Source organism: Sphingomonas sp. (genome assembly GCF_050725575.1).
In the GTDB taxonomy this organism is placed as follows: Bacteria; Pseudomonadota; Alphaproteobacteria; order Sphingomonadales; family Sphingomonadaceae; genus Sphingomonas.
Window position 1 is genome coordinate 39,084 of sequence record NZ_JBOHHW010000024.1, and the last position, 24,474, is coordinate 63,557.

Here is a 24,474-nt window from a genome sequence, read left to right on the forward strand (position 1 = left end):
GGACAGGCACATCGGCTATGGCAGGTTCGAACCGGCCTGCCGCCGGAATGAAGCTCGAGCCATGCGCGTTGCCCGATATCGGCCGGACGGCGCGCTGCGGCACATTGCTGCGCCCGGAAAATCCCGCGCGGCCCGGCGCGCGGCAAATTCCGGTCGCCGTCGCCATCGTGCCGGCGCGCAGCGGCCACGCCCGACCGGACCCGATCGCGATCCTGCTGGGCGGACCTGGCGAAAGCGCGATCGATGCCGCGGCATTCCATGATCGCTGGCTTGGGCCGTTGCTCGATGATCGGGACCTGCTGCTGGTCGATCAGCGCGGCGCCGGCCAGTCCGCCGCGCTGGCGTGCGATCTGATCCAGAGCGGAAATTCGGCGCCATTGGCATCGGATATCTTTCCTCCGGCGGCGGTCAAAGCCTGTGCGGAGCGATTGAGCCGGGGCGCCGATCTCACGCAATATGGCTATACGAATTTTGCGGCCGACCTCGAACAGATGCGCCGGGTGCTCGGCTATGGGAAGCTCAACCTGTTCAGCGGATCCTATGGCACGCGTGCAGCACAAGTCTATCTGCGCGCCTTTCCCGCAAGCGTTCGCACGGCCTATCTCGGCTCCGTCGTTCCGATCGATATCGCCACCCCCATAGCCATGGCGGCGACGGCGCAGGGCGAACTCGACCATCTTTTCACAGCGTGTGATGCGGACCGTGCCTGCGTCGCTGCGTTTCCGGAACTGCGCACGGAATTTCGCACGATATTGGCCCGGCTCGACCAGGGTGAAATACGGACGACGCTCGCGCGCGACGGCAAAGCGCAGGTCCTGCGCCGCGGGCCAGTCGCGTCGTGGGTCCGCTCCAGGCTGTACCGACCGGCGAGCGCGGCCATACTGCCATGGGCAATCCATCAGGCCTATCTCGGTAACTGGCAGCCGATCGTCAATGGCATCATTGCCGGCGCGAGCCCCGATCTGAGCTTTGGTCTATTCTTCGCTCTGACCTGCAATGAGGATGTCCGTTTCATTTCCCCGAACGCTGTTGCCGCCGGCAATATCGGCTTCCTGCGCGATTTCCGGATTCGACAACAACAGGGGGCCTGCCGATACTGGCCGCAATCGCCTTTGCCCGCCGGCTATCGCCGGCCGGTTCGGTCGGATGTGCCGGTACTGATGGTCACCGGGGAGAATGACGGCGGCACGCCAACATGGTTCACCCGCCATGCCGCGAAGGGGTTTCGCAGCAGCTTCGTGCTGCTGGCGCCCGGCCAGGGTCATACCGAATGGAGCGACTGCATCGCGCGCCATTATGCCGCGCTGGTCAGGGATGGCGCGATCAAGAATGGCAAGGACAGCTGCCCGGTGGTGGTTCGACCGCCGTTCAAACTGAACTAACAAGCCAATTGTCGGGGTCGACGTGGCGTTCAGGCGCCGCCTGCCTTCGCCTCGGCGATCGCCGCGCGCAATGCTTCGGTCAGCGCGCGAATTTCAGCGGCATTTGCCGCATGGGCCGCTTCCAGCGCGGCAAGGTCCTCACCGCAAAAATCGCACAGCTCATTTTCGATCCGGACGAAGCGCCGGCAGCCACGACACAGGCGCAGCGGGACCGGGATGCGTCCCGACTCAGACATGAGCGAGCGCCCCGCCCCCGACCGCTGGATCGACCACTGCCCCATCCACTGTCTCGACGACGATCTCGAATTCGCCATGATCGAAGGATCGCCCTTCGGCATCCTTCACCTTGACCAGCCGTTCGCGCAGGCCCCGCGCCTCGAAATCGAGCGCGCGGTGGTGGCACATCGGATTGTTGCCGGCCCGCCCCATCAGCGCATGCGCCGTCCAGGTACAGCCCGCCATGCAGGTCTCGGCATAATAGCAGGTGCGGCAATAGCCCCACAGATCATCGACCGTACGGCGCCGGTTGAACGCCATCGGCTCGGCATTTTCCCAGATGTCGCGCAGCCGCCGGTCGCGGATATTGCCGCCGGCATAGGGGCTGGGCAGGCCGGGGCAGGATTTGATCGTGCCGTCAGCCTCGATCCCCATCACCGTGTCGCCGGCGTTGCAGCCATGGAAATGGATTTCTTCATTCATCACGTTGCGCAGCGCGGATTCATGCGGGCCGAAATAGCCGATATTGCTCGCCGGCTGCAGGAACAGGCCGCGCTCGCGCCCTTCGACGGCAAGCTCGGCAAGCAGCGGCAGCACGTCGAGCATCTGCCAGGGCTGAAGCAGCATGTCGGGATGGTCGGCGGCATTGCCCATCGCGGTGGTGATGGCGAGTTGCCAGTTATGGCAGCCGGCATCGATGATGATGTCCATCAGCTCGCGCAGCTGGGGCAGGGTGCGGGCGTTGATCTGCGTGTTGACCCCGACCTCAAGTCCGTGCGCGCGGACATTGCGCATCGCCTCCAGCGCCAGTTCGTAGGATCCGATCACGCCGCGCAACCGGTCATGCGTTATGCCGATGCCGTCGATCGAAATGCCGACCGCATTGAGACCCGCGGCCGCCGCCTGCGCGACGCGCGCGTCGCTCAGATTGCGTCCGCCGGTCTGCAGGTCGCATTCCATCCCCGCCGCGCGGATCGCCGCGATGATCTGCAGCCAGTCCTTGCGCAGATAGGCTTCGCCGCCGATCAGCCCGACGCTGCGCGCGCCAAGCTCGGCGATCTGGTCGACCAGATCGAGCGCCTCAGCCGTGGTCAGCTCGTCACGCCGCCGCCGCCCGGCGCGCGACCCGCAATGCTGGCACGCCAGATCGCAGGCAAGCGTGATCTCCCAGACCACGCTCACCGGCACGCGCTTCAGGATATCGTCCAGGCCGGAATAGCGAACGGGCAGCGACAGATCGGCCCGTTCGGTGATCACCCCTTGGCCTTGCGGAGTGCGCCCTCGGCCGCCTTGATGATGCCGTCCAGGTCGCCATATTCGGCCTTGAGGTCCTTCACCCCGGCAACAAGTGCCTTGAGCTCCGTCACATCGGCGCGCTGCAATATGTCGAAGACCACTGGACGATAATAGACCCGGCCCGGATCAAGCAGGTCACGCAGTCGCGCCAGTGTGAGCGCTTCACGCTGAAGCTTAGGAATTGCCATTGCTTCCTCCCGATTATCACGACATCGAGTCGCCACGGGATTTTACTATGGTTTTGTTATCTCCATACTGAAAACAGGACCGTTTCGGAGCTTTCTAGACTCTTAGGAAACTATGGAGAGAGGGCATGCCATTCTCCGGGTCGAGCCTGAGCACATTGGTCAGAATACAGACCTGCCGATATTTCCCGATCAGCATCAGCAGTTCCAGTATCGCCATCTCGTCGAAATGGCCGGCAAGGTCAGACCAGAGATCATCATCGATATCGCACTGCACCTGCAGCGCATCACAAAGCCGGATGACGATACCATCCTTTGCCGCCCATTGATGGACCTGCACAGTAGCAGTGGTTGCCGCGACTTCTACCTCGGTCAGTTCCGCCGCCGCGCTGAGCAAACCGACATGAACACCCCATTCATAGTCCGAGCCATTCAAGGCACAGACCCGGAGAATGGTCAGTTCGCGATGCCGCAGGCTGACATGACCCGGGCCGAGCAAGCCGTCGCCGACAAATCGGCTGAACAGCCGCTCATCCCGCGCCAGGACGCGGAAGAGCTGCAATTGCGGCAGCCGCTCGAATGCACTGGTAACGGCGGGCGACCAGGGGGCACTGGCGGGCGAAATACGAACGGGCATGATCTTCTCCAATCTGCTATGGCTTTCATAGCATATTGGAGACTGAATGCTATGGTTTTTGTAGCACCCTTGCCGGGACAGGCAGTCCGCGGGTCGAAAACCGGCCGGCCGGTCATGGCGGCGCTCGACCTGCTGGGACGCCGAGGATGCTTGCGGGTGCTATGGGAGCTTAGAGACGACACGCCCCTGACCTTTCGCGCATTGTCGGCAGCATCCGAACTCCCGCCCGCCACGCTGAACACGCGGCTGAAGGAACTTCGCGCCGCCGGGATCATCGAAGCGGAAGGTGCCTATCGCCTCACCGCTTCCGGTCGAGCCTTGCTGACCGCTTTGGAACCACTGCTGCTGTGGTCGGAGCAATGGGCGCAGGACAGGAAAGCAATATGACCATCGACCTGCAAATATCGCGCTACATCGAGCGCTGGACCACCTCCCCTTTTGCCGCAGCGGACGGCCAGCCATGGACCATTGTCCGTGACGCGGAGGCGCTGGTCCGATCTGCCATTGCTCATCTTGGTGCGGAATATCGTATCGAGTCCGACATCGCGGTTCACGCATCAGCGACGCTCGAGCCGGGCGCAGTCCTGAAAGGGCCGGCGATCATCGGGCCGCACTGTTTCGTCGCCGCGGGCGCCTATTTGCGCGGCGGGGTCTATCTCGATGAGGAGTGCATCATCGGACCAAATGCGGAACTCAAGACCAGCTTCATGTTCAAAGGGTCGAAGATCGCGCATCTCAATTTCGTCGGGGATTCGATCCTCGGCGCGGGCGTCAATGTCGAAGCCGGCGCGATCATCGCCAATTACCGCAATGAACAGGACGACAAGCGCATCCGGATCCTTTTCCACGGCGAGGTCATCGACACCGGCATCGACAAGTTCGGTGCGCTGCTTGGTGATGGTACGCGGATCGGCGCCAATGCGGCGATCGCACCGGGCGCGATCCTGCCACCCAATAGCCGGATCGGCCGATTGCAGTTGGTGGATCAATCCCCGTCCGCTGCCTGACCGGCATCGCGTCTATCGACCGCGCTGCCAGGCGGACGGGGTAACGCCGCACATCCGGACAAAGGCGCTGGCGAACTTGCCGGCATTGGCATAGCCGACCGCCCCGGCCACGCGCGTGACCGACAGGCCGGTGGCGAGCAGCAGCTTGGCCCGCTCCATGCGGCGCAAGGTGAGAAAGGCATAGGGCGTCATCCCGGTGGTCGCCCGGAATGATCGGGTAAAGCCACTCGGATCCTGCCCGGCCTCCGCCGCCATTTCCGGCACCGACAGATCGTCGTCGAGCCGGCTTTCGATCAGCTCAACCACGCGCGCGAAGCGCTCCGGTCCGAGCGGATAGACGCGACGATTGCCGGGCGGTGGTGGCAGATCAGCCAGGCGCTGCAGCACCAGCGCGACGCCATGATCGAAAAAGGCGCTTGAGGCACCGTGCACATCCGCTTCGTGCCACAGCGCCGACAATACCGATGTCAGCAACCGATCGCGCTGAAAACCACCGGCGGCACGGGCGAGGTCGGCGTCAAGCACCGCGCAGCCCTGGCATTTCGTCGCACGATCGAGATCAATCGCCAGCCCGACCATGCGCAGCGCGGCACTGCGCGTTTCGACCCGGCGATGCGGCGGCGTGACCACCACCTCACCGAACCGCCATTGGCCGTCGAGCCGAACCCCGTCAGCGTTCTGGAACAATCGCGTCGCGGGCCCGAGCGCCATGCCGATGCGCAGATAGGGGCCGGTCCGCACTTCCCCGGCAAAGGCGTCGTACCCCGCCCGCACCATCATCACCGATCCGGCCGGGTTGGCCCTGACGCTGCCCGCCTGTCCGGCGTGCCGTTCGATCAGGGCACGGTCGGCGCGCTGGTCTTCCATTCGTCCGTCCGCTCGTCCCACCACCGCCCGACTCCAATATTTCCTGTTTCGGAGCAGCCTGTCCCGTTGCGGAGTAGCGGCACGCTCGTGAGACATTATTACACGCGCTGAGAATAATTCGCAATAAGCTGGCGGCGACACTTCGCGCCGGCCGGGGGATCATCGTGAATCATATCGTCATCGCGGCTTCGGCCGCGGCCATCGCACTTGGCCTTGCCATGCCCGCCCATGCCGAAACCGCCGCTGAAGAGCCCGCCCCCGCTAAAAGCGCCGCGCCGCAGGAAAAGGCCGGCGACATCGTCGTCACCGCGACCAAGCGCGGCACCAGCCTGCAGGACACGGATCTGTCGGTCACCGTGCTGGACCGCAAGGCGCTCGACGCGGCGCGGATTCGCGACATCCGCCAGCTCGACGCGGCCGTGCCCAATGTCCAGTTCAACGAAAGCGGACAGCTTGGCAGCACCTTCATCTCGATCCGCGGGATCGAATCCAACCCGTTCATCGTCAATCGCGCCGCGGTCTATATCGACGGCATCCCGTTCCGCGAACTCTCCAACGCCGTGCTCAACCAGGTCGAATCGATCGAAGTGCTGCGCGGGCCGCAGGCGACCCTGTACGGCGCGAACAGCGAATCCGGGCTGATCGTCATCAACACCCGCGCGCCAAGCACGACCGCGACCGGCGAGATGCGCGTCACCGGCACCAGCTATGGCGGCGGCCAAGGCGTGGTCGCGGATGGTTTTCTCGGCGGCCCGCTGGCCGGCGACACGCTGAGCGGATCGGTCGCGTTCAAGCTTGGACGCGAGGCAAGCTTCCTGCAGAATCGCGCGCCCGGCGCCCGCGGCGGGCGGATCGGCGAGACGTTCGTGCAGGGCCGGCTGCGCTGGACGCCCGATGCGCGCCTGACCGTCAACGCCACCGCCTATATCCTCGACACGCGCGCACCGGGGGTGTTCGACCAGGAATATCTGCCGCTCGATATCGATCGCTACAATGCCAGCTATGCCGACACATATAATGGCGGCCGGCAGATCGAGCGCTTCACCTATCTCAACGATGCGCCCAAGCGGACCAATGAGCGCGAGATCGTGACCGGTGCGAGCGCCAGCTACCGGCTCGGCTTTGGCACGATCGACGCTGCGCTCTCCTATCGCCAGTTTCGCAGCGATGCGCGCGGGCTCGATTTCGACTTCACCGCCCTGCCGACCGTCGCCGGGCAGGACAACAAGACCAAGAATTTCTGGAACGCCGAACTCCGCTTCTCCTCGCCCGCCGCCAAGCCGTTCAACTATATCGTCGGCGTCTCGCATTATCGTCAGGACGATCGCCGGTTCCTTGCGACCTTTGTCGGGCCGGGCACGATCGATTCCTTTGTCCGCGCGCCGCTGCAGCGCGCCAGCGCGCGCGACTGGGGCGTGTTCGCATCGGCCAGCTGGTCGCCCATCGGCCTCGACGGACTGACCTTCAGCGGCGGGCTGCGCTATGATCATGCCCAGCGTGCCGCGCGCCAGCTGGCCGGCTCGCTCGATCTCGGCGCGGGCGGCCAGTTCGTCTATCGCGACGCCACCCTGTCGGGCGGCTTCTCGGCGCTGCTGCCGCGCGTCTCGGTCCGCTATGCGCCCTCGCCGCAGCTGACCTTCTACGCCAATGCCGCGAAGGGCTATATTCCCGGCGGCTTCAACCTCACTGCTGCGCAGGCCAATCTCAGCGACGACGTACTGCGCTTCGCTTCCGAGACGATGTGGAGCCGCGAGGCCGGGTTCAAATGGCGCTCGACTGACGGCAAGCTGCGCATCGCCGGCGCGGCCTTTTATATCCGGTCGAACAACTGGCAGGAGATCCAGGTCGCGACCGACGCGCAGGGGCGGATCATCTCGTCCGATTATATCGGCTCGAACGCGTCGATCGACAGCAAGGGGTTCGAGCTGGAGGCCTCGGCCGAACCGGTCCCGCGCCTGACGCTGACCGTCAATTTCGGCTATGCCGATGCACGCTATCGCGACCTGCAGATCGACGCGACCACCAATGCGCGGCGCCGTCGCGTGAAGCTGGTGCCGGCCTATGACGGCTATCTCGCCGCGCGCTATCAACTGGCCAGCGGCTGGTTCGCACGCGCCGAGCTGGCGCTGACCGGGACGGAAACGCTGGAGAGCCGCGGCGAAGCGGTTCAGCCCGCAACGCAGACGATCGGCCTGCAGGCCGGCTATGACGGCAAGCGTTATTCGGCGCGGCTGTTCGTCGAAAATCTGACCAATGTCCGCCGCGGCACCGGCCTTGCCTTTCGCAACCTCGGCTTCGGCAATGACGGCAACTGGTACTCACCGATCGGGCGATCGCGGCAGATCGGACTGGAACTCAGCACAAGATTTTAAGGGAGCAATGATGGACAGGCTGTCGACGGCCGCGCTGAGCGGCGTTCCGGAAACCTTGCTGATCCCGCTCGCGGCACGGCTGCTGGCGCGCGAGCATAATCCCGATCTCGGCTTTATCGATCCGGCGGCGCAGGCGATCGGCGAACGCCTCGCCTTCGACCCGGCGCGTTTCGCCGATGATCGCGGCAGCATGCGCGGCTCGATCGTCCGTGCACTGTGGTTCGACAGCGTGGTCCGGCGCTTTCTCGCCGCACACCCCGAAGCGCTGTGCGTGTCGATCGGCTCGGGGCTAGACACGCGTACCGACCGCGTCACGCCGCCGCCGGGTATGGACTGGTATGACATCGAATTCCCCGATGTGGTGGCACTGCGCCAGGCGCTGATCCCCGCCCGTCCCAATGTCCATGCGATCGCCGCCGACGGCGCGGATGTCCTGGCGTGGATTGATGCCGTTCCCTGGCGGCGCGAGCGGCCGGTGCTGGTGATGGCGGAGGGTGTCAGCATGTACCTCACACCCGAAGCTGGTGCGGCCTGGCTGCGCGCGCTCGACTATCTTGCCGGGGTCCGCGCGACGCCGCTGACGCTTGCCTTTGACTTCGCCTCGCCCTTCATGGTGCGCAATTCGCGGCGCAACCGCAGCGTCGGGCGAACTCAGGCGCAGTTTTCCTGGGGACTGCGCCGGATCGACGATGCCATCCGCATCGCGCCCGGTTTCCGCGTTACCGAACGCTATGACGTGGCGCGCCGCTCCGGCGCCCTGTCGCGCACGGTCAGCTTGGCGCACCGGCTGATCACCGGCGGTCGCCCGCTTTACGGCTGCGCGACCCTGACGCATGGCGGCCGCACGGGCGGCTAACTCAAAAAAAGCCCGGCCCCGGGACATCCCGGGGCCGGGCAGTTTGCGGGCAAGGCCTGCGCTTTCAGTCAGTGACTTCGATCACCACCCCCGCGCCGACGGTCCTGCCGCCTTCACGGATCGCGAAGCGCACGCCCGGTTCGATCCCGACCGGCTTGCTCAGCGTGAAGCCGATGTCTGCCTGGTCGCCCGGCGACACCGAGGCGCCGCTGTCGATCTCGATCACCCCGGTGACATCAGTCACGCCGAAGAAGAATTGCGGGCGGTAACCGCTCGCAAACGGCGTGTGACGGCCGCCTTCCTCGCCGGTCAGGACGAAGATCTGCGCTCTGCCCATGACTCGCGCCCTGATCGCACCAGGCGCGCTGAGCACCTGGCCACGCTCGACATCGTCGCGCTTCAACCCCCGGAGCAACAGCCCGACATTCATGCCGGCACGCGCCTCCGGAATATCCTTCCGGAAACTCTGGATACCGGTCACGATCAGCTCTGCGCCGTGATTGTCGAGCCCGACAATCTCCACCGCGCTGCCGATCCTGAGCGTGCCGCGCTCGACCCGGCCGGACACCACGGTGCCGCGGCCGGGAATGGTGTGCACGCCCTCGATCGGCATCAGGAACGGGCTGTCATAATCCCGCACCGGGTCCGGGATATGCGCATCAAGCGCCGTCACCAGATCGACGATCGCCTGCGCATCGGCACCGGCGAGGTCACCGCGCTCGACCGCCTCGGCCGCGCGCAACGCACTGCCGAACACGAACGGCGAGTCACGATAGCCCTGCGCGGCCAGCAACTCGCTGGTCTCGAGCTGGATCAGCGCCATCATGTCGTCGCGGTCGCCCGGATCGAGCATGTCCATCTTGTTCACGAACACGACGATGTGACCGACATTCACCTGCCGCGCGAGCAGGATGTGCTCGATCGTCTGCTTCGCCGCGCCTTTGGTAGCGTCGACCAGCAGGATCGCCCCATCCATCTGCGAGGCGCCGGTGATCATGTTTTTCACATAATCGGCGTGACCCGGGCAATCGATATGGGCGTAGTGCCGGAGGTCCGACTCATATTCCACATGACTGGTGTTGATGGTGATGCCGCGCGCCTTTTCCTCGGGCGCCTTGTCGATCTGGTCGAACGACAGGGCCTTCCCGCCCAGCCGCGCGGCCTGGACCCGGGTGATTGCCGAGGTCAGCGTGGTCTTGCCATGATCGACATGGCCGATCGTCCCGACGTTCACATGCATCTTGTTGGTCATTGTCTTCACTCTCGTTGAAACGCCGTCAAACCCGGTTGGCCAGACCGGGCCCGAGCGGCCATTGGCATTGGCGCGCCAATTCGGTGGAGGGCGCGCGCGGTGCGCGGTCGCCCCAAAAGCAAAAGGCCCGCCGGGCGGATCCCCGGCGAGCCTTTGCTCGGTATGTCCGGGTGTCCGTCAGGGGACCCGGGCGGAAAAAGCCCGGAAAATCAGGTTTCGATCCGCCATGCGCCAGCGGCGCGCACCGGCATGGTGCACGCGGACAGGGCAGCATTGATCGTCAGCAAAAGCGTCATCGCCTTGCTCCTTTTCGCAAGCAGAGCGCAAGCAAAGCATGCGCACAAGAAAAACCCCGGAAGGCGGTGGCCATCCGGGGTCTTGCAACACAGGGGAGGCCAACGCCTCCTGAACACAAGAGACGGGTCAGATGTCGATCGAATATAGCAGCTCAACGCCGGCATTTGCCGCCGCGTCGCTTGCTGTCCTGTCGAATTCTACGGTCGTCACGATGATGTTCCTCGAATAGTGTTGCGGCCGTTAGCACCGCTGGAGCTTGTTTACAAGCACACTCAATGCCGCTGCGGCGACCTGCCGAAAAGATATAGGACAATCCGGTGTCCCATATCTCCTACGCCATCAGCGCAAAGCCCATCCTTGGCCGGACCCGCTAGGCAGGTACCGACGCCTCCACCCCACGCCGCAGCACCGAAGCCACCAAGCCCACGCCAAGCAGCAGCAACACCGCATTGACGATCACCGCGACCGGATCACCCGTCAGCCCGCCGCGCAGCGCGACATGCCCCAGCGCCGCCAACACCAGTGCCGCGCCACCGATCGCCCGGCACGCCCGCGACAGCGTCTTCGCCGCGACGAACCCGCTCGCCGCCAGCGCAAGCAATGTCGCCCCGCCCCACAGCGACAAGGGCAGTGACAGCGGCGCGCCCGTGCCGGCGATCACCACGCCCAGTGCTGCGACGGCAAAGGCAAGCGGCTGACCCCACACGACTGAAGTCCACACTCGTTCCCAGCCCTGCGCCGGCCGCCCCTTATCGCGCCGCCGTGCGAGCCAGATCGTCACCCCGCTCGCGGCGAGATAGGTCAGGCCAAGCCCGAGCAGGCCGTACACGACCCGCACTGCCCCGCCGCCGAACCAGCCGAAATGCAGCGAGCCGATCGAGCCGAGAATATCCTTGCCGAGATTATTGTCGCGCGCGTAGCTGGCATGGAACAGTTTGCCATCGCGGTCGAAGGTCAGGGCATCGGTCCCGGCGAGCCGGTTGGGCTGGCGCAGTCCGACCTGTGTCGCCTGGCCATATTCGGCCGGGTGCTGCATCAGGATATAGGCGGGCGTCGCACCCGGCGATCGCACCGATGCCTGGCGCAGCATGGCGGCGAGATCGGGCAGCGGCGCGGGCCGCGGGTCGTCCTTCGGCAGCGGCGGCAGGAACAGGGCATAGACCTTGTTCACATCGCCCTGGAACACGGCAAGGCCAAGCACCCCGACGATCAGCGTGGTCAGCCCAAGCAGCGCGCCGGTCAGCGACACGATGACATGGAAAGGGAGCGCCCACACGCCGAGCCGGTTGTGCAAATCCGCTTCCTGCAGCCGCCGCGATCCGCCGAGCCGCACGTGAAAGGCATCGCGAAACACTCGCGGATGCGCGAGCAGGCCGGAGATCAGCGAGGAGAGCAGCGCCACCCCGGTCAGCCCGACCAGGAACATGCCCCAGGTCTGCGGCAAATGCAGGTTGATGTGCAGATGCGTGACGAACTCGGTCCAGGGCGATGTGCCGCTTCCCGCGATCCGGCCCTGCCCGTCGGCGACCCAGGCATGCTCGCCGGCCTTGCCCTCGGTGGTGATCAGCAGCCATGGGAGTTCGGGCGACGGCAATGTCACATAGGCATGCTCGACCTGATTCCCCGCACGCGCCATCGCCCCGGTAAAGGCGGTCTGCACTGCGACGGGCGCAGCGGCCTCGATGCGCGGTGCGGCGGGATGTTCCCAACGCTGGAACTCGCGCGCGAACACCGCGATGCTACCCGACAGGCAGACAAGATAGATTGCGGCGGCAAAGGCGAGCCCAAGCGCGCTATGCCCTTTCAGCACCGCGCGCACGAAATCGGCTGGCACCTTGGGCCAGATCGGCTGGCGCTTGCGCGGCGCCGTTTCGGTCATCGCGGTCATGCGAACCCCCTGAGAATGGCGGCAGTGAAGCAAATCAACGTCACGCTGGCGAGCATCGCGGTGGCGCGCAGGATACGGCTGTCGGCCAGCGTCCAGGCCATCGCCCCGCCCCACAGCACCGGCACCATCAGCCCCGAAATCAGCAATCGCGTCTGCGGCTCGCCTGGCACCCACACGGCGTAACAGACGCCGACCGCCATCGCCGCGATCATCCCGATCGGCCCGGCGAGCAGCCAGCGCAGGATCGTGCGCCAGGCGGTCGAGGGCCGCTCGAGCGGTTCGGGCGCGAGGCTCTGGTCATTATTGCGGTTCCGCGCCGCTTTCACGGTCGCACCGCTCGTCACCACCGCGAGCACGCCGACTGGGATCAGCGCCACCGCGATGAACGGCCCGCGCGCCGCGCCCAGCACCCAGGCCGGCCACAACAAGGTCGCGATCAGCATCGCCCAGCCGCCCAGCATCCAGGGCAGCCGCTGCTCGATGCGCAGCCGCCACGCACGGCGCAGCGCCCATCCGCCCGCCGCCGCACCGATCAGGATCGGGATCGCGGCCAGCCAGGTGAGCGATTCCGGCATCACCATTTCGTCTCGAACACCAGGCCGAAGACCTGCGGATCGCCCAGCACCCCGTTGCGCTGCGACGCATTGCCATATTCGAAATACTGCTCGTCCAACAAGTTGCTGGCATAGGCCGACAGGCTCCAATGCTCGGCCTGATAGCCGAGCTTGGCGTTGACCAGCGTCCGGCCGCCCACGACATATCGAGACTGCGGCGCGCCGACATCGGTGAACACGCCGCTGCGGTGACTGGCATTCACATTGGCGACGATGTGCGACCCGACGCGCACATTGGCACCGCCCGACAGCGTCCATTGCGGGGCATAGGGGAATTGCATCCCGCTCAGATCGTTGACCGCACCGACATCGACCCTGAAGGAATCGAACCTGGTGCGGGTATGGCCGATCGACGCATACCAGTCGAACGCCCGGCTGACGCGATGCCGCGCCTCGATCTCGAAGCCGTAAAGATGCGACTTGCCGGCATTGACCGTGTTGAAGTCATAGGTGTTGAGCCCGAAATTGACGGAGGTCTGCTGGTCCTTCCAGTCGATGTAGAAGGCGTTGGCATTGATCGTCAGCGCGCCGTCGAGCCAGGCCGTGCGCAGCGACAATTCATAGTTCCAGGTGAATTCCGGATCATAGGCCATGGTCAGGTTGCGCGCGATGTTCGAACTCGACCCGCCCGAACGATAGCCGCGCTGCGCGACAAAGGCGGTCGACACGGTCGGCGTCCAGTTCATTTCCAGCCCAAGCTTGGGCAGGAACGCGTTGAACGTCCGCTTCGACGGCAATGTCACCCCGGCCGCCTGCCCGACCAGTCCGAGCACACCGGCATTGATCGCGGTAAATGCCGGCGCGAATGGCCCATAGTCCGCCGGATTGGGCAAGGTTCCGGCAAATCGCGCGCGCGTATCCGACGAAAGCCGGTTGGTCTCGCGGTCGTAACGCGCGCCGGCTAGCACCGACAGACGATCGGTGAGTTCATATCTGGCGTCGGCAAACAGCGCCATGGTTTCGACCTTGGTCGGCGTGCGATTGGCATAATCGACCGGGATCGACGGCAAGGCGGCGGTGTAGCGCGCGGCAATCAGCGCGGCGGTTGCCGGGTCGACCCCATTGCCTTGCAACAAGGCAGCGATCGTGCCGGTCGGCGTCTGGACCTGAGTGAGGCTGGCCTGAGTGCCGATCTGGTCGCGATTATAATAAAAGGCGCCGATCAGCCCGCTCAGCCGCTCGCCCTTGTAGTTGAGGCGCAGCTCCTGGGTGAAGGTGCGGTAGCGAAAGCCGATATTGCCGACGGTCAGATCGGCCGCGGTGCGGTCACCGTCATAGGTGTCGAACTGGCGGATCTTGTTGAACGACGACACGCTGTTGAGCGAGAATCGGTCATTCAGCTTGTAGCTCAGATCAAGCGTGGCGATGTCCGTGCGGATCGAACTGGCGTTGGGCGCATTCGATGATGCGGTGCGGTGATCGAACATGTCGGGCGTGACGTCGGTATAGGTAAAGGCATAGCCGCCATCGCGTTTGGAATGAGTATAGCCCAACCGTGCTTCGAACCCGGGCAGCGCATTGGGCGTCCAGAGCAGTTTCCCCCGCAGGCTCAGCGCATCGACTGGATTCTCCGGCGCGTTGCGCGTGACATTATGAACAAAGCCATCGCCGTCGCGCTTTTCCGCGGCAATGCGGAACGCCAGTTCGTCGGCGATGATCGGCCCACCCCCGGCAATGGCGAACGCGCGTTCGTCATAGCTGGTATAGAGCGCCCGCCCGCGCGCACTCCAGTCCATCGTCGGGTCGGTGGTGCGGATGATCACCGCGCCGGCCAGGGCGTTCAACCCCTGCAGCGTCGACTGCGGCCCACGAAATATCTCGACTTGCGCGACGTCCCACATATCGGTCGGCGCACCATGCAGCGTACCGGTCGGCAGCGGCGCGCCATCGACATAGACCGTCGACAGCGCACCATCGCCGCCACTCGAAACGCCATTATTGGCGATCCCACGAATGGTGAAGCCAGCCCCGCCATAAATTGTCGAGACATTGGCGGTGCGCTGCAGCACCTCCTGCAGCGAGCGGAGATTCTCTTCCTCGATCCGCGCCGAAGTAATCACTGCGACGCTGCTCTTGGTCTCCTGCAACGATCGCGCGACCTTTTCGCCGGTGACGATGATGTCGTCGGAGGTGTCGGCCTGTAGCGCGGCATCGATGGGCTGGTCCGACAGATTCGGCCCGGCTGACTGCGCCTGAGCGGTCGAGGCAAGCGCCATGGCGACAAGGCTGGCCGACAGCCTCAGGAAAATGCGCGTCATCGATACCCCCGGAAAATTCGAGCCGCCCGGTATCAACGCCACAATTGCGAGTCAAACTCATTAGCAAAATATGCAAAGCGACGGCTGATAGCTAAGCTTTCTCACGACAAAGATCAGCCTGTGTTGAATTCCCATTATAACAGTAGAGATTGATCAGCGGGCCGGGGGAGGCGCTGACCTGCCGATTCTCGCCCCAGGGATTTCCAGGAGAATGCAATGAAGCTGTTTACACGATCGCTGTTCGCAACCCCTTTGATCGCGGCCGCGACGCTCGGTCTTTCCGCCTGCAACACGCCGGCGCCGGTGGACAATGGCACCACCAACGACCTTGAGCTGGTCAATGAGGAAGCACCGCTCGACGGCAACCTGTCGACCGATAGCGAAATCAGCGGGAATGTCGGCAGCCTCGATTCGGTTCCGACTGGCAACGAAATTGCAGTCGGCAATAGCGCCGAGGGCAACGCCACCGCTCACTAAGCGGTTCATGGTGCGGCACGACGGCCAGCCCGAACCTGTTGCGGCCACAAACCGCGCGTCGCCGTCGCATCCTCTCATCGCCCGGATAGCTCCCAAGGCGTAACCTCACGGCCCGGCGGCAACGCCGGGCCGCTTTCTTCGTTCAGCCTCGATCGCAATCCTCCGGCGCGGCAGCCACCAGCCCGTCGGCGAACCATTGTCCGAGCATCGCCCCGGCCAGCGCCAGCCCCGCTTGCTCGCCGCGCGCCTCGACCAGCATCGCGCACAAGTCGGCAAAGCCGGCGCCCGACTGGGCACGTTGCAAGGCATCGCATTCGATCGCTTCGATGGTCCGAAAACAAGGTGTGAAGTCCTGCCGCCACACCAGCATCGCCGCTGACTCGGGCAGGATCGCCGCAGCGGGTGGCGCAGTGCCGACGGACAGCGCCGACCAGATCGCGCCGGCGTTGGTCCGGGCGGGCGCGATCCGCAGCGTGGGCACGAAGCTCAACCGCGCTTTGTCCCAGTCGATCCCGGCAATCGCGGCCGGCGGCAGCGCAACTGCATCCGCGCCCTCGAACGCTTGGGCCAGCATCCATTCCAGCGTCGCCAGTTCGGCGACCTCGGCATCGTCGGGATAGAGGCCGGCCAATGTCCGGTCGAACCCGGCACCATAGACACCGAGTGTCCAGCCACTTGGCGGCGTTCGCTCGATGTGATGGCGCGCCGCATCGACAAAGCCCGGCCCGCCCAGCCAGGCATGGAGCTGCGGATAGGTTTCGGCGAGGCAATCGGTCAGCTGCACACGATAGGCATTGTGATAGACCGCAAGCCCGGCCTTTGTCCCGGGCGCGACCCAGCTCTTCACCGCACCCGCCCCGTCCAGCAAATGGCGGCGAAAGTCGCGCTGCAGCGCAATCAGGCTCATGCCGCGATCCGCTCACGCGCGGCCGCGATGCGTCGCGCCTGGTCGAGCTCGGCAAGCAGGTCGGCAAGCGGCGGAATATCGTCATCGCGCTCGATCATCGTTGCGACCGGCCCGATCCGCGCCAACGCCGCGTCGTACAGCGCCCAGACGCTGTCGGGCACTGGCCGGTCATGCGTGTCGATCAGCAAATCCCTGCCCCCGCCCGAACTCGAACCCGAACTCGAACTATGCCCGGCGAGATGGATCTGGCGCACCCGCTCCGCCGGCACGCCATCGAGATAGGCGATCGCGTCGAACCCATGATTGGTCGCGCTGACAAAGATATTATTGACGTCGAGCAGCAGGTCGCACCCGGTGCGTGCGCACATCTCCGCCATGAAATCCCATTCGGTCGCATCGCTGTCGGCAAAGCGCACATAGCTTGACGGATTCTCGATCAGCATCGCGCGGCCAAGCATATCCTGCGCCTGTGCGACATTGGCGCACACCACATCCATCGCCTCGCGCGTATAGGGTATCGGCAACAGGTCGTGCGAATTGAACCCCTCGATCGCGGTCCAGCACAGGTGATCCGACACGAACAGCGGATCGATCCGGTCGACCAGCGATTTCAGCCGCATCAGATGATCCTGGTCGAGCCCGTCGGCCGAGCCGATCGACATCGATACGCCGTGCAATGCGACCGGATGGCGTTCGCGGATCCGCTCCAGGATATGCAGCGGCCGCCCGCCGGCGATCATGAAATTCTCCGAAATGACCTCAACGAAATCCACCGCGACATCATGCTCGAGGAAATCGGGATAATGCTGCGATCTGAGGCCAAGGCCGAAGCCGTGAAAGGCCGGGTTGCGGGTCATCGTCATGGTGTCGGTCCAGTGCGGGAAAAGGACCCGGCCGGTCATCCGGCCGGGTCCGGAAACTCACTTGGGTGCAGTCAGGCTGCCGCCCGCCGCGGTGCACGCCTTGGCGGTCAGCGCCTTGAAGCCCTGGCCCTTGCACTCATTCTGGCCCTTGCAATCGTTCGACGCGGTCTTGCAGTCCGACGTGCCCTTGCAGGTGTTGACGCCGTAGCAATGGACGGTCTTTTCGCCCTTCGCCAGCGCCGGTGCGCTGGTCGCGACGCCGGCAACGGCAATGATGGCGGCAGTGGCGGCGAAGCTCGCGCCGAGGATGCGGGTGGTCATGGGGAAGGTCTCCGAAAACATTTGAGCCGGAATGGCGAAAGGGTTTTCGGGGAGTGGGAGGGGTTCGTTACAAGCCCATCTAAATTCCTCCCCGGTTCCGGGGAAGAGTCTGGAAAGTCACCAGCGCAGCAATCTCGGCCCGACCAGCGCACCCAGCGCAACGACCATGGCGATCCCCAGCGAATACCAGGTCAGGATGAACAGCGCCGAGGATTCCTGGCAATGCAGCCCGTACAGCGTCGCCCCGCACGCTCCCGCCGCCAGTCCGGCAAGCGCCCCGGTCAGCCTGAGCCGTGTCGGAGCGAGTTGCCGGAACGACCAGAGCAACCCGGCCAGGATCGGCAGCGACAGCATCGCCACCAGCATCGAGCAGGCCCGCCAGCTATGCCCGATCCACAGCTCGTGCCACCCGTCCATCGGCATCATCAGCATCTCGCGCCCGGTGAGCAGGGCGAGCACCGCCACCGGCACCCAGAGCAGCCACAGCCAGCGTGGCCGTATCGCCTGCGGTCGTGCCAGATGCAGCACAGCGGCGATCGCCACCAGATCGAGCAAAATGGTATAGCCCCATTTCATCCAGAACGACGAACCGCACATCGCGTGCATCATGTCGGGGCGCATGCCGAGACAGAATAGCACCAGCGCCAGCGTAACGATCGCGCCGCCCGCCATGCCGATCGCGATCCGCCGCGCGACCGCGCCGCGCGGCACCGGGCGCAATTCCTCGCCAAGCGAGCGGATCAGGTCTTCGGTGCGCATCAAGTGCCACCTTTCAGGCGTTTGGCGAGCGCGGCAAGACCGCGATGCACTGACACCTTCACATCGGATTCGCTGATCGCGCCGCGCTCCGCCGCCTCGGCCACGCTCAGCCCCTCGATCCGGGTCTCGCGGATCACCCGCGCCTGTTTGGGCGACAATTCAGCCAGCAACGTATCGACATCCATCCGCGCCGAGGTCGCCGCCTCGAATCCTTCGGCGACCAATATATCCTCCAGCCCCTCGATCGGCACAGTGGTGCGGGTGCGGGTGCGGCGGAAATGGTCGATCATCTTGTAGCGCGCAACGGCATAGGCCCAGGCACTGAAGGCCCGGTCGCGGTCATAAGTGCCGCGCCGCGTGTGAATGGCCATCATGGTTTCCTGCACCAGATCCTCGACATCGTCGGCGGCGCCGCGAAGGCGCCGCCCGAAAAAGGATCGCAGCATCGGCACGAGCGCATTGAGCAAGGCGGTATAGGCGCCGGAATCTCCATCGAGACCGCCGATCATCCATATCCTGAGCTGATCTTCGCTCGCCCTCACATGCACTCCCGACGGGTCATTCGCGGCAGCGCGGCCAAAGGTTACACATAAATCTGGCCTGCCCGACGCCGGAATAACGATCGTGCCGCCAGTGTAACCGAAGCCCGGGGCAACACGAAGCAGCTTCCGTGACCTGTGCCCAAAAGGCCTCCCAGGGTCACCGTGCGGCGGGGCCAACTCCCCGCCCCACGTCGAGGCCGATTTACAAAGGAAGCCCAATATGGCGAAGACCCCGGCGGCAATTGCCGCAGCCCTTGCCCTGAGCATCGCACTCGGGTCGGGCGCCAATGCCCAGGCCGCCAAGAAGCCGATGGAAAAATGCTATGGCGTGTCGCTCGCCGGCAAGAATGACTGCAAGGCCGGCGCCGGCACCAGCTGCGCCGGCACGTCGCGCGTCGCCTATCAGGGCGATGCCTGGAAACTCGTCCCCGCCGGCACCTGCACGTCGATCAAGACGCCCAAGGGCAATGGCTCGCTGACCCCCAAGGCATGAGGCTGGATCGGCCCCTTCCCTTGGCAGGAAAGGGGCCTGACTGGAGACGCTGATGACCCCCGCCACGCTTTATGCCCGCGCCGCCGCGCGGCTCGACACGCTCGTGTCGCGCAACCTGCTGCTGCTCATCGCGCGCCTCGCGATCGCCGCGGTCTTTTTCCTGTCCGGCCGGACCAAGGTCGAAGGGCTGCTGACGCTCACGCCGGCCACTTATGAACTGTTCGCGACCGAATACGCCCTGCCCTTCGCGCCGCCGGTGGTCGCGGCGCATATCGCGGCCTATTCGGAGCATCTCTTCCCGATCCTGCTGGTGCTCGGCCTGTTCACCCGCCCTGCCGCGGCAGCCCTGCTCGGCATGACGCTGGTGATCGAAATCTTCGTCTATCCCGATGCCTGGTCGACGCATCTCAGCTGGGCGGCGATCCTGTTGCCGCTGATCGCGCGCGGCGGCGGCGCCTGGTCGCTTGACCGTGCCTTCCGGCTCGAAAAGGCCTAACATCGCCCCGCGTAAACGGGGGAGCGAAGGCATGGACAGGATCAACTGGCTGATCGCGGCGGGCGTCCTCAACACCATCGCTGCGCTGCTTCACCTCGGCTGCGTGTTCGGCGGCCCGTCCTGGTATCGCTTCTTCGGCGCGGGCGAGGGCATGGCGCGTCTCGCCGAGCAGGGATCATGGCGGCCCGCCCTCATCACGCTGGGCATCACCGCGATCCTCGCCGGCTGGGCCGCCTATGCCTTTTCCGGCGCTGGCCTGGTGCCGCGCCTGCCGCTGCTCCGTCCGGCGCTGATCCTGATCTGTGCGGTCTATGTCGCGCGCGCCGCCGCCTATCCCGTCATGCTCGCGCGCATGCCCGGCCACGGCACGACCTTCCTGCAAGTCAGCTCGGCGATCGTGCTTGTCTTCGCCGTGGTCCACGCCATCGGCATCTGGACCCGCTGGGACCGGCTCTAAAGCTCCGGGCGCAGGGTCCGCTCTGGTCTGGTTTGCACATATTCAACATAAGTATTTGATATATAAGTATATTATTTAAGATCTTCGCCACAGCGACGGCGGAAGATATGCAACAACCGGTGTCCCATATCTCCGGCCGCTTGCCCCCGGACATGCGACAACCGGTGTCCCATATCTCCCCGTTCGTCCCCGCGATCCTGTCGCCGGCAGCGATTCAACCATGGAAAAGGATCGGGTATCTCACGCCTTGCCGGACTGGTGCCGGCGCGCTTTTTCTCTGTGTCGGAAAAACAACACTGTCCCCGCGCCACCGGTACAATGACCGGCGCATCGCCACAGCCATTACCGCCTTGACCGACTTGGCGGTTCAAGTACGATTACATTTGTAGTCATAAGCCGGATCAGAGACCATGCGATACCTGCTCACACTGATCCTGTTGTGCCTGTCCGCGGCCCCGGCGAACGCCCAACAGCCTGCCGAAACCTGGATCCTGGTCCAGGATATGTGGGGCAATCCCGCTTATTCGATGCTCACATTGGTCCGGGTCGGCGAGCAGCTGACCGGCGATATCGACGGCGATCCGCTGCACGGGCGCGCGACCGCCGGCACGATCGAGTTTTCATCGCAGGCCAAAGGCGGCGGTATCTATCGCTTCTCCGGCTCACAGACCGGCACAACGATGGCCGGCAAGGCCGATTTTCCCGACAATAATTTCCCCGATCGGCGCGCACTGCACACATTCACCGCGCGGCGCATCGCCGACCGCCCCGCCGGGGCCCCGCGCACTTGGCACTTCCAGCCGGTCGATTATGCCAACAGTTTCGATCCGCACCGCGCGCCGGTACTGACGATCTGGCCGGGCGACAGCGTCGAGACCAGCACAGTCGATTCCGGCGGCGTGGATGCGGCGGGGAATACCGTCGCCCTGTTCGGCAACCCGCAGACCGGGCCGTTCTTCATTGCTGGCGCGGCGCCGGGCGACATGCTGGCGGTGCATATCAAGCGGCTGCGCCTCAACCGCGATTATGCCGACAGCCTCGACACGATCGTCGGCCGCGCACTGGGGTCGAGCCTCGTCGCCAGGGCCGGCGAACTGGGCAAGCCGGTGCGCTGGACGCTTGACCGCAAGGCCGGGCGCGCCCGGCCGCAGGGCGCGAGCGGCGCGCTGAAGGATTTCTCGATCGCGGTCAGGCCAATGCTTGGCGGGCTGGCGGTCGCGCCGGGGTTCGGCTCCGCGCCGCTATCGACCGGCGACACCGGCCCGTTCGGCGGCAATATGGACTTCAACGAAGTGGTCGAGGGCAATATCGTCTATCTGCCGGTGCAGCAGCCAGGCGCCCTGCTCTATCTCGGCGACGCCCATGCCCTGCAAGGTGACGGCGAGACGTCGCAATATGCGCTGGAGACGTCGATGGACGTCGCGTTCAGGGTCGAGCTGATCAAGGGCAAGCGCATCGCCGGCCCGCGCGTCGAATCCCCGGATCGGATCATGGTGCTGGGCCAGGCCGGCTCGCTCGACGAAGCATTGAAATCCGCCAGCACCGGCATGATCCTGTGGCTGCAGCAGGATTATGGGCTGACCCTGTCGCAGACGGCGCAGATATTGGGCACCGCGATGCACTATTCGGTGGCCAATCTTGCCGGGCGCAGCGTCGGGGTGGCGGCGAAACTGGACAAGGCGGTGCTGCCGCCGAAGGCGACTGCACCGGTGCCGCCCCGGTAGCCGGACCGCAGGCGAACCCGCTATTTCTGGCAGGCGACGATCGTCGCGATCACCGACAGCGTATCCTGCGGATCGCGCACCCGCACCGTGTCGAGCCCAAGCTCCTTTGCCGGATAATCATTGCCGCCGGGGAAGATCGCATCGCCGATGAACATCATCGCGTCGAGCGCAATGCCGCTCGCATCGCGCAGCTTCTTCAGGCCGTAAGCCTTGTCCACGCCCTCGCGCGTGACGTCGATCGAGGTCGCCCCGCCGATATTGATCGACAGGCCCGGCAACCGCGTGCGCAGATCCGCCTGGATCACCTTGCGCTTGGCGAAGTCGGGATCCCAATGCTCCTTGGCGTCGAGCGGCGCCTGCTGGCCAAGCGCGGAAAAGGTGATCTGGCTGCCGCGATCCTCGATCCGCTCGCCCCACACCTGTTCCGGCACGAATCCGGTCGCGGCCAGCGCGGCATCGAACGCCGCGAAGATCGCCTGTTTCTGCGCATCGTCGAACAGCTCGGCATAGACCGGCGCCCAGCTGCCGTCATAGCGATAGAGCTTGGTCCCGGTGGTCGGCATCAGCCACAACCGGCTGCGATCGGCGCGCGCCGGCAGGCGGCTCGCAACCTGCTTTTCGAATTGCGGCCAGTCCCCGCCCGAAATCACCGCGACATGCGCTACGGCGAGCAGGTCGGCCAGCGCCTCGCCCATCGCCTCCTGCAGCGGCTGCTTGCTCTCGGCGAGCGTGCCATCAAGATCGAAGGCGATCAGGTGCTTCATATAAAGGCTCCGGCTGAGGTGAGTGGCGAGTCTGGCGGCGGGTGAACGTATCGGCTCCCGCACGGGTCCCTTGATGGAGCGAGAAATCGGCGCGGCGCTAAGCCATACCCTTCGCCCGCGTGCGCCGACGGCCGGGGCGGACCATGACCGACTCCGCCCGCTCGGAATGTTTGCCGGCAGCCGTCAGCAGGCGGCGAAATGTCGGGCATTCCATATGGCTGGGCGCCGGACAGGCGGCCGCATGGCGCAGGCCGTCGCGCAGCGCGCTGAGCTGGCCGATCGAGCGCTCCAGTTCGTCTGCCTTCGCGCTCAGCATCGCGCGGTCGATCCGGGGCAAGCCATTGCCACCGAACATGCCGCCGATCTCGTCAAGCGAGAAGCCCGCCATCCGCCCCAGCGCGATCAGCGACAGCCGCTCCAGCACATCGGCACCGAAGATCCGCCGCAACCCGCGCCGGCCGAGCGATTCAACCAGCCCCTTTTCCTCGTAGAAACGCAGCGTGGACGCCGGCATGCCCGATCGTTTGGCGACCTCCGCGATATCGAGAAGTTTCACTATTGACCTCAAGTCGGCTTGAAGTGGCAGAGTGCTGCGGACACTCGATCAGCACAAGGAAAATCGCCATGACACCAGCGCCCGCCCCATCCGATCATAGGCCGCCTAACCAGACCCAATCCGAGCTATGGAATGCCCGCGCGGGCGCGACCTGGGTGGCACAGCAGGCAATGCTCGACCGCCTGCTCCTGCCCTTTGAGGAATTGCTGGCCGAGACCGTTCGGGCGGGCGGGGCGCGCAATGTCCTCGATATCGGCTGCGGCGCCGGCGCGACGACGCTCGCGGTGGCGCGGGCACTTGCGCCTGATGGCCAGTGTACCGGCCTCGACATCTCGATGCCGCTGGTCGAGGCGGCACGTCGCCGCGCGGCACAAACGAACCTCGCGGCGCAGTTCATCGCCGGCGACGCGCAACGTCACAGCGTTGCGAGCGGCAGTTTCGACTGGATCGTGTCGCGCTTCGGGGTGATGTTCTTCGACCAGCCGGAACGGGCGTTCGCCAATCTGCGCAGCGCGGTGCGCGACGATGCCGGACTGACCATGATCACCTGGCGTGATCCGGCTGAAAATCCCTTCATGACCGCAGCGGAACATGCGGCCGCGCCGCTCTTGCCGCAACTGGCCCCGTCCGATCCCGACGCGCCGGGGCAGTTCGCCTTTGCCGATGCGCAGAAGGTCCGCCGCATCCTGGAGACCGGATGGCGCGACATCGACATCACGCCGCTCGATATCGCTTGCACGCTCCCGGCAGCCGACCTGCAAACCTATATCATGACGATGGGCCGGGTCGGCGCGCTGCTCCCCGATCTCGACGATCGCACGCGGGCGGCGGTGTCCGCCGTCCTCACATCCGCGTTCGAGCCGTTCGTGTCAGACGGCACCGCGCGGTTCAGCCTCGCCTGCTGGCTGGTCAGCGCACGGGCGAGCTAGGGTCTGGACCCCAACATGGGCGATTGGGCACCGGGCGCTGAACGCCCGATGCCCGCACC

27 protein-coding genes are annotated in these 24,474 nt (G+C 65.2%); 11 read left to right on the plus strand and 16 right to left on the minus strand.

Annotation, left to right across the window (positions count from 1 at the left end):
* Window positions 1–17: 17 nt before the first annotated feature.
* On the plus strand, window positions 18–1,382 hold the full coding sequence (locus tag ACRECS_RS16180) for an alpha/beta fold hydrolase (RefSeq protein WP_431583982.1): 1,365 nt from the start codon (window positions 18–20) through the stop codon (window positions 1,380–1,382).
* Window positions 1,383–1,411: 29 nt separating this feature from the next.
* Here ACRECS_RS16180 and ACRECS_RS16185 read toward each other — a convergent pair whose 3' ends face one another.
* The 4 genes from ACRECS_RS16185 to ACRECS_RS16200 form a co-directional block, all read right to left on the minus strand.
* On the minus strand, window positions 1,412–1,618 hold the full coding sequence (locus tag ACRECS_RS16185; RefSeq protein ID WP_431583983.1) for a hypothetical protein: 207 nt from the start codon (window positions 1,616–1,618) through the stop codon (window positions 1,412–1,414).
* Complete coding sequence (locus ACRECS_RS16190) at window positions 1,611–2,855, minus strand: radical SAM protein (protein WP_431583984.1); 1,245 nt, start codon at window positions 2,853–2,855, stop codon at window positions 1,611–1,613. The genes ACRECS_RS16185 and ACRECS_RS16190 overlap by 8 nt, the downstream gene beginning before the upstream one ends.
* On the minus strand, window positions 2,852–3,082 hold the full coding sequence (locus ACRECS_RS16195) for a hypothetical protein (protein WP_431583985.1): 231 nt from the start codon (window positions 3,080–3,082) through the stop codon (window positions 2,852–2,854). The genes ACRECS_RS16190 and ACRECS_RS16195 overlap by 4 nt, the downstream gene beginning before the upstream one ends.
* Window positions 3,083–3,176: 94 nt before the next feature.
* Window positions 3,177–3,716: a carboxymuconolactone decarboxylase family protein gene (locus ACRECS_RS16200; protein WP_431583986.1), complete on the minus strand. Its 540-nt coding sequence runs from the start codon at window positions 3,714–3,716 to the stop codon at window positions 3,177–3,179.
* A gap of 114 nt (window positions 3,717–3,830) precedes the next feature.
* Here ACRECS_RS16200 and ACRECS_RS16205 point away from each other — a divergent pair, with 114 nt between their 5' ends.
* Window positions 3,831–4,103 (plus strand): winged helix-turn-helix transcriptional regulator, encoded by a 273-nt coding sequence (locus ACRECS_RS16205; protein WP_431583987.1) that lies wholly within the window; start codon window positions 3,831–3,833, stop codon window positions 4,101–4,103.
* Complete coding sequence (locus ACRECS_RS16210; protein WP_431583988.1) at window positions 4,100–4,723, plus strand: transferase; 624 nt, start codon at window positions 4,100–4,102, stop codon at window positions 4,721–4,723. The genes ACRECS_RS16205 and ACRECS_RS16210 overlap by 4 nt, the downstream gene beginning before the upstream one ends.
* Before the next feature lie 12 nt (window positions 4,724–4,735).
* Here ACRECS_RS16210 and ACRECS_RS16215 read toward each other — a convergent pair whose 3' ends face one another.
* A complete protein-coding gene (locus ACRECS_RS16215; protein ID WP_431583989.1) occupies window positions 4,736–5,590 on the minus strand; it encodes a helix-turn-helix domain-containing protein in 855 nt (284 codons plus the stop codon).
* 164 nt (window positions 5,591–5,754) lie between these two features.
* Between ACRECS_RS16215 and ACRECS_RS16220 the strand changes: the two genes are divergently transcribed.
* On the plus strand, window positions 5,755–7,962 hold the full coding sequence (locus ACRECS_RS16220; protein WP_431583990.1) for a TonB-dependent receptor: 2,208 nt from the start codon (window positions 5,755–5,757) through the stop codon (window positions 7,960–7,962).
* A 10-nt stretch (window positions 7,963–7,972) separates the two neighbouring features.
* Window positions 7,973–8,818, plus strand: coding sequence for a class I SAM-dependent methyltransferase (locus ACRECS_RS16225; protein WP_431583991.1), 846 nt, complete (start codon window positions 7,973–7,975; stop codon window positions 8,816–8,818).
* A gap of 64 nt (window positions 8,819–8,882) precedes the next feature.
* Here the strand turns inward: ACRECS_RS16225 and tuf are convergent, their stop codons facing one another.
* From tuf to ACRECS_RS16245, 4 genes are all read right to left on the minus strand, one after another.
* Window positions 8,883–10,070, minus strand: coding sequence for an elongation factor Tu (gene tuf / locus ACRECS_RS16230; RefSeq protein WP_431583992.1), 1,188 nt, complete (start codon window positions 10,068–10,070; stop codon window positions 8,883–8,885).
* Between the two features lie 667 nt (window positions 10,071–10,737).
* The gene (locus ACRECS_RS16235) at window positions 10,738–12,255 is read right to left on the minus strand and encodes a PepSY domain-containing protein (RefSeq protein WP_431583993.1); all 1,518 of its coding nucleotides are present in this window, start codon (window positions 12,253–12,255) and stop codon (window positions 10,738–10,740) included.
* Window positions 12,252–12,830 carry a hypothetical protein gene (locus tag ACRECS_RS16240; protein WP_431583994.1) on the minus strand — a complete coding sequence of 193 codons (579 nt, stop codon included), beginning with the start codon at window positions 12,828–12,830 and terminating at the stop codon, window positions 12,252–12,254. Before ACRECS_RS16240 ends, ACRECS_RS16235 begins: the two co-directional genes overlap by 4 nt.
* Complete coding sequence (locus ACRECS_RS16245) at window positions 12,830–15,127, minus strand: TonB-dependent receptor (protein WP_431583995.1); 2,298 nt, start codon at window positions 15,125–15,127, stop codon at window positions 12,830–12,832. Before ACRECS_RS16245 ends, ACRECS_RS16240 begins: the two co-directional genes overlap by 1 nt.
* A gap of 216 nt (window positions 15,128–15,343) precedes the next feature.
* Here ACRECS_RS16245 and ACRECS_RS16250 point away from each other — a divergent pair, with 216 nt between their 5' ends.
* Complete coding sequence (locus ACRECS_RS16250) at window positions 15,344–15,604, plus strand: hypothetical protein (protein WP_431583996.1); 261 nt, start codon at window positions 15,344–15,346, stop codon at window positions 15,602–15,604.
* Between the two features lie 142 nt (window positions 15,605–15,746).
* On the opposite strand, the gene ACRECS_RS16255 is transcribed toward ACRECS_RS16250, so the two are convergent.
* From ACRECS_RS16255 to ACRECS_RS16275, 5 genes are all read right to left on the minus strand, one after another.
* The gene (locus ACRECS_RS16255; RefSeq protein ID WP_431583997.1) at window positions 15,747–16,511 is read right to left on the minus strand and encodes an HvfC/BufC family peptide modification chaperone; all 765 of its coding nucleotides are present in this window, start codon (window positions 16,509–16,511) and stop codon (window positions 15,747–15,749) included.
* The gene (bufB, locus tag ACRECS_RS16260) at window positions 16,508–17,368 is read right to left on the minus strand and encodes an MNIO family bufferin maturase (protein ID WP_431584016.1); all 861 of its coding nucleotides are present in this window, start codon (window positions 17,366–17,368) and stop codon (window positions 16,508–16,510) included. Before bufB ends, ACRECS_RS16255 begins: the two co-directional genes overlap by 4 nt.
* Window positions 17,369–17,431: 63 nt before the next feature.
* Window positions 17,432–17,695 carry a BufA2 family periplasmic bufferin-type metallophore gene (gene bufA2 / locus ACRECS_RS16265; RefSeq protein ID WP_431583998.1) on the minus strand — a complete coding sequence of 88 codons (264 nt, stop codon included), beginning with the start codon at window positions 17,693–17,695 and terminating at the stop codon, window positions 17,432–17,434.
* Between the two features lie 117 nt (window positions 17,696–17,812).
* Entirely contained in the window at window positions 17,813–18,454 is a 642-nt protein-coding gene (locus ACRECS_RS16270) for an NrsF family protein (protein ID WP_431583999.1), read from the minus strand.
* Window positions 18,454–18,996, minus strand: a complete 543-nt coding sequence (locus ACRECS_RS16275) for a sigma-70 family RNA polymerase sigma factor (protein ID WP_431584000.1) — start codon at window positions 18,994–18,996, stop codon at window positions 18,454–18,456. The genes ACRECS_RS16270 and ACRECS_RS16275 overlap by 1 nt, the downstream gene beginning before the upstream one ends.
* Window positions 18,997–19,216: 220 nt before the next feature.
* Here ACRECS_RS16275 and ACRECS_RS16280 point away from each other — a divergent pair, with 220 nt between their 5' ends.
* The 4 genes from ACRECS_RS16280 to ACRECS_RS16295 all read left to right on the plus strand — a co-directional run bounded on the left by ACRECS_RS16280 (window position 19,217) and on the right by ACRECS_RS16295 (window position 22,166).
* Window positions 19,217–19,489, plus strand: a complete 273-nt coding sequence (locus tag ACRECS_RS16280; protein WP_431584001.1) for a BufA1 family periplasmic bufferin-type metallophore — start codon at window positions 19,217–19,219, stop codon at window positions 19,487–19,489.
* A 52-nt stretch (window positions 19,490–19,541) separates the two neighbouring features.
* Entirely contained in the window at window positions 19,542–19,985 is a 444-nt protein-coding gene (locus ACRECS_RS16285) for a DoxX family protein (protein WP_431584002.1), read from the plus strand.
* A 31-nt stretch (window positions 19,986–20,016) separates the two neighbouring features.
* Window positions 20,017–20,442 carry a hypothetical protein gene (locus tag ACRECS_RS16290; RefSeq protein ID WP_431584003.1) on the plus strand — a complete coding sequence of 142 codons (426 nt, stop codon included), beginning with the start codon at window positions 20,017–20,019 and terminating at the stop codon, window positions 20,440–20,442.
* Window positions 20,443–20,852: 410 nt separating this feature from the next.
* Complete coding sequence (locus ACRECS_RS16295) at window positions 20,853–22,166, plus strand: acetamidase/formamidase family protein (protein ID WP_431584004.1); 1,314 nt, start codon at window positions 20,853–20,855, stop codon at window positions 22,164–22,166.
* Between the two features lie 20 nt (window positions 22,167–22,186).
* Here ACRECS_RS16295 and ACRECS_RS16300 read toward each other — a convergent pair whose 3' ends face one another.
* On the minus strand, window positions 22,187–22,930 hold the full coding sequence (locus ACRECS_RS16300) for an HAD-IIB family hydrolase (protein ID WP_431584005.1): 744 nt from the start codon (window positions 22,928–22,930) through the stop codon (window positions 22,187–22,189).
* A 97-nt stretch (window positions 22,931–23,027) separates the two neighbouring features.
* On the minus strand, window positions 23,028–23,486 hold the full coding sequence (locus ACRECS_RS16305) for a helix-turn-helix domain-containing protein (RefSeq protein WP_431584006.1): 459 nt from the start codon (window positions 23,484–23,486) through the stop codon (window positions 23,028–23,030).
* 68 nt (window positions 23,487–23,554) lie between these two features.
* Here ACRECS_RS16305 and ACRECS_RS16310 point away from each other — a divergent pair, with 68 nt between their 5' ends.
* A complete protein-coding gene (locus tag ACRECS_RS16310) occupies window positions 23,555–24,415 on the plus strand; it encodes a class I SAM-dependent methyltransferase (protein WP_431584007.1) in 861 nt (286 codons plus the stop codon).
* Window positions 24,416–24,474 lie beyond the last annotated feature (59 nt).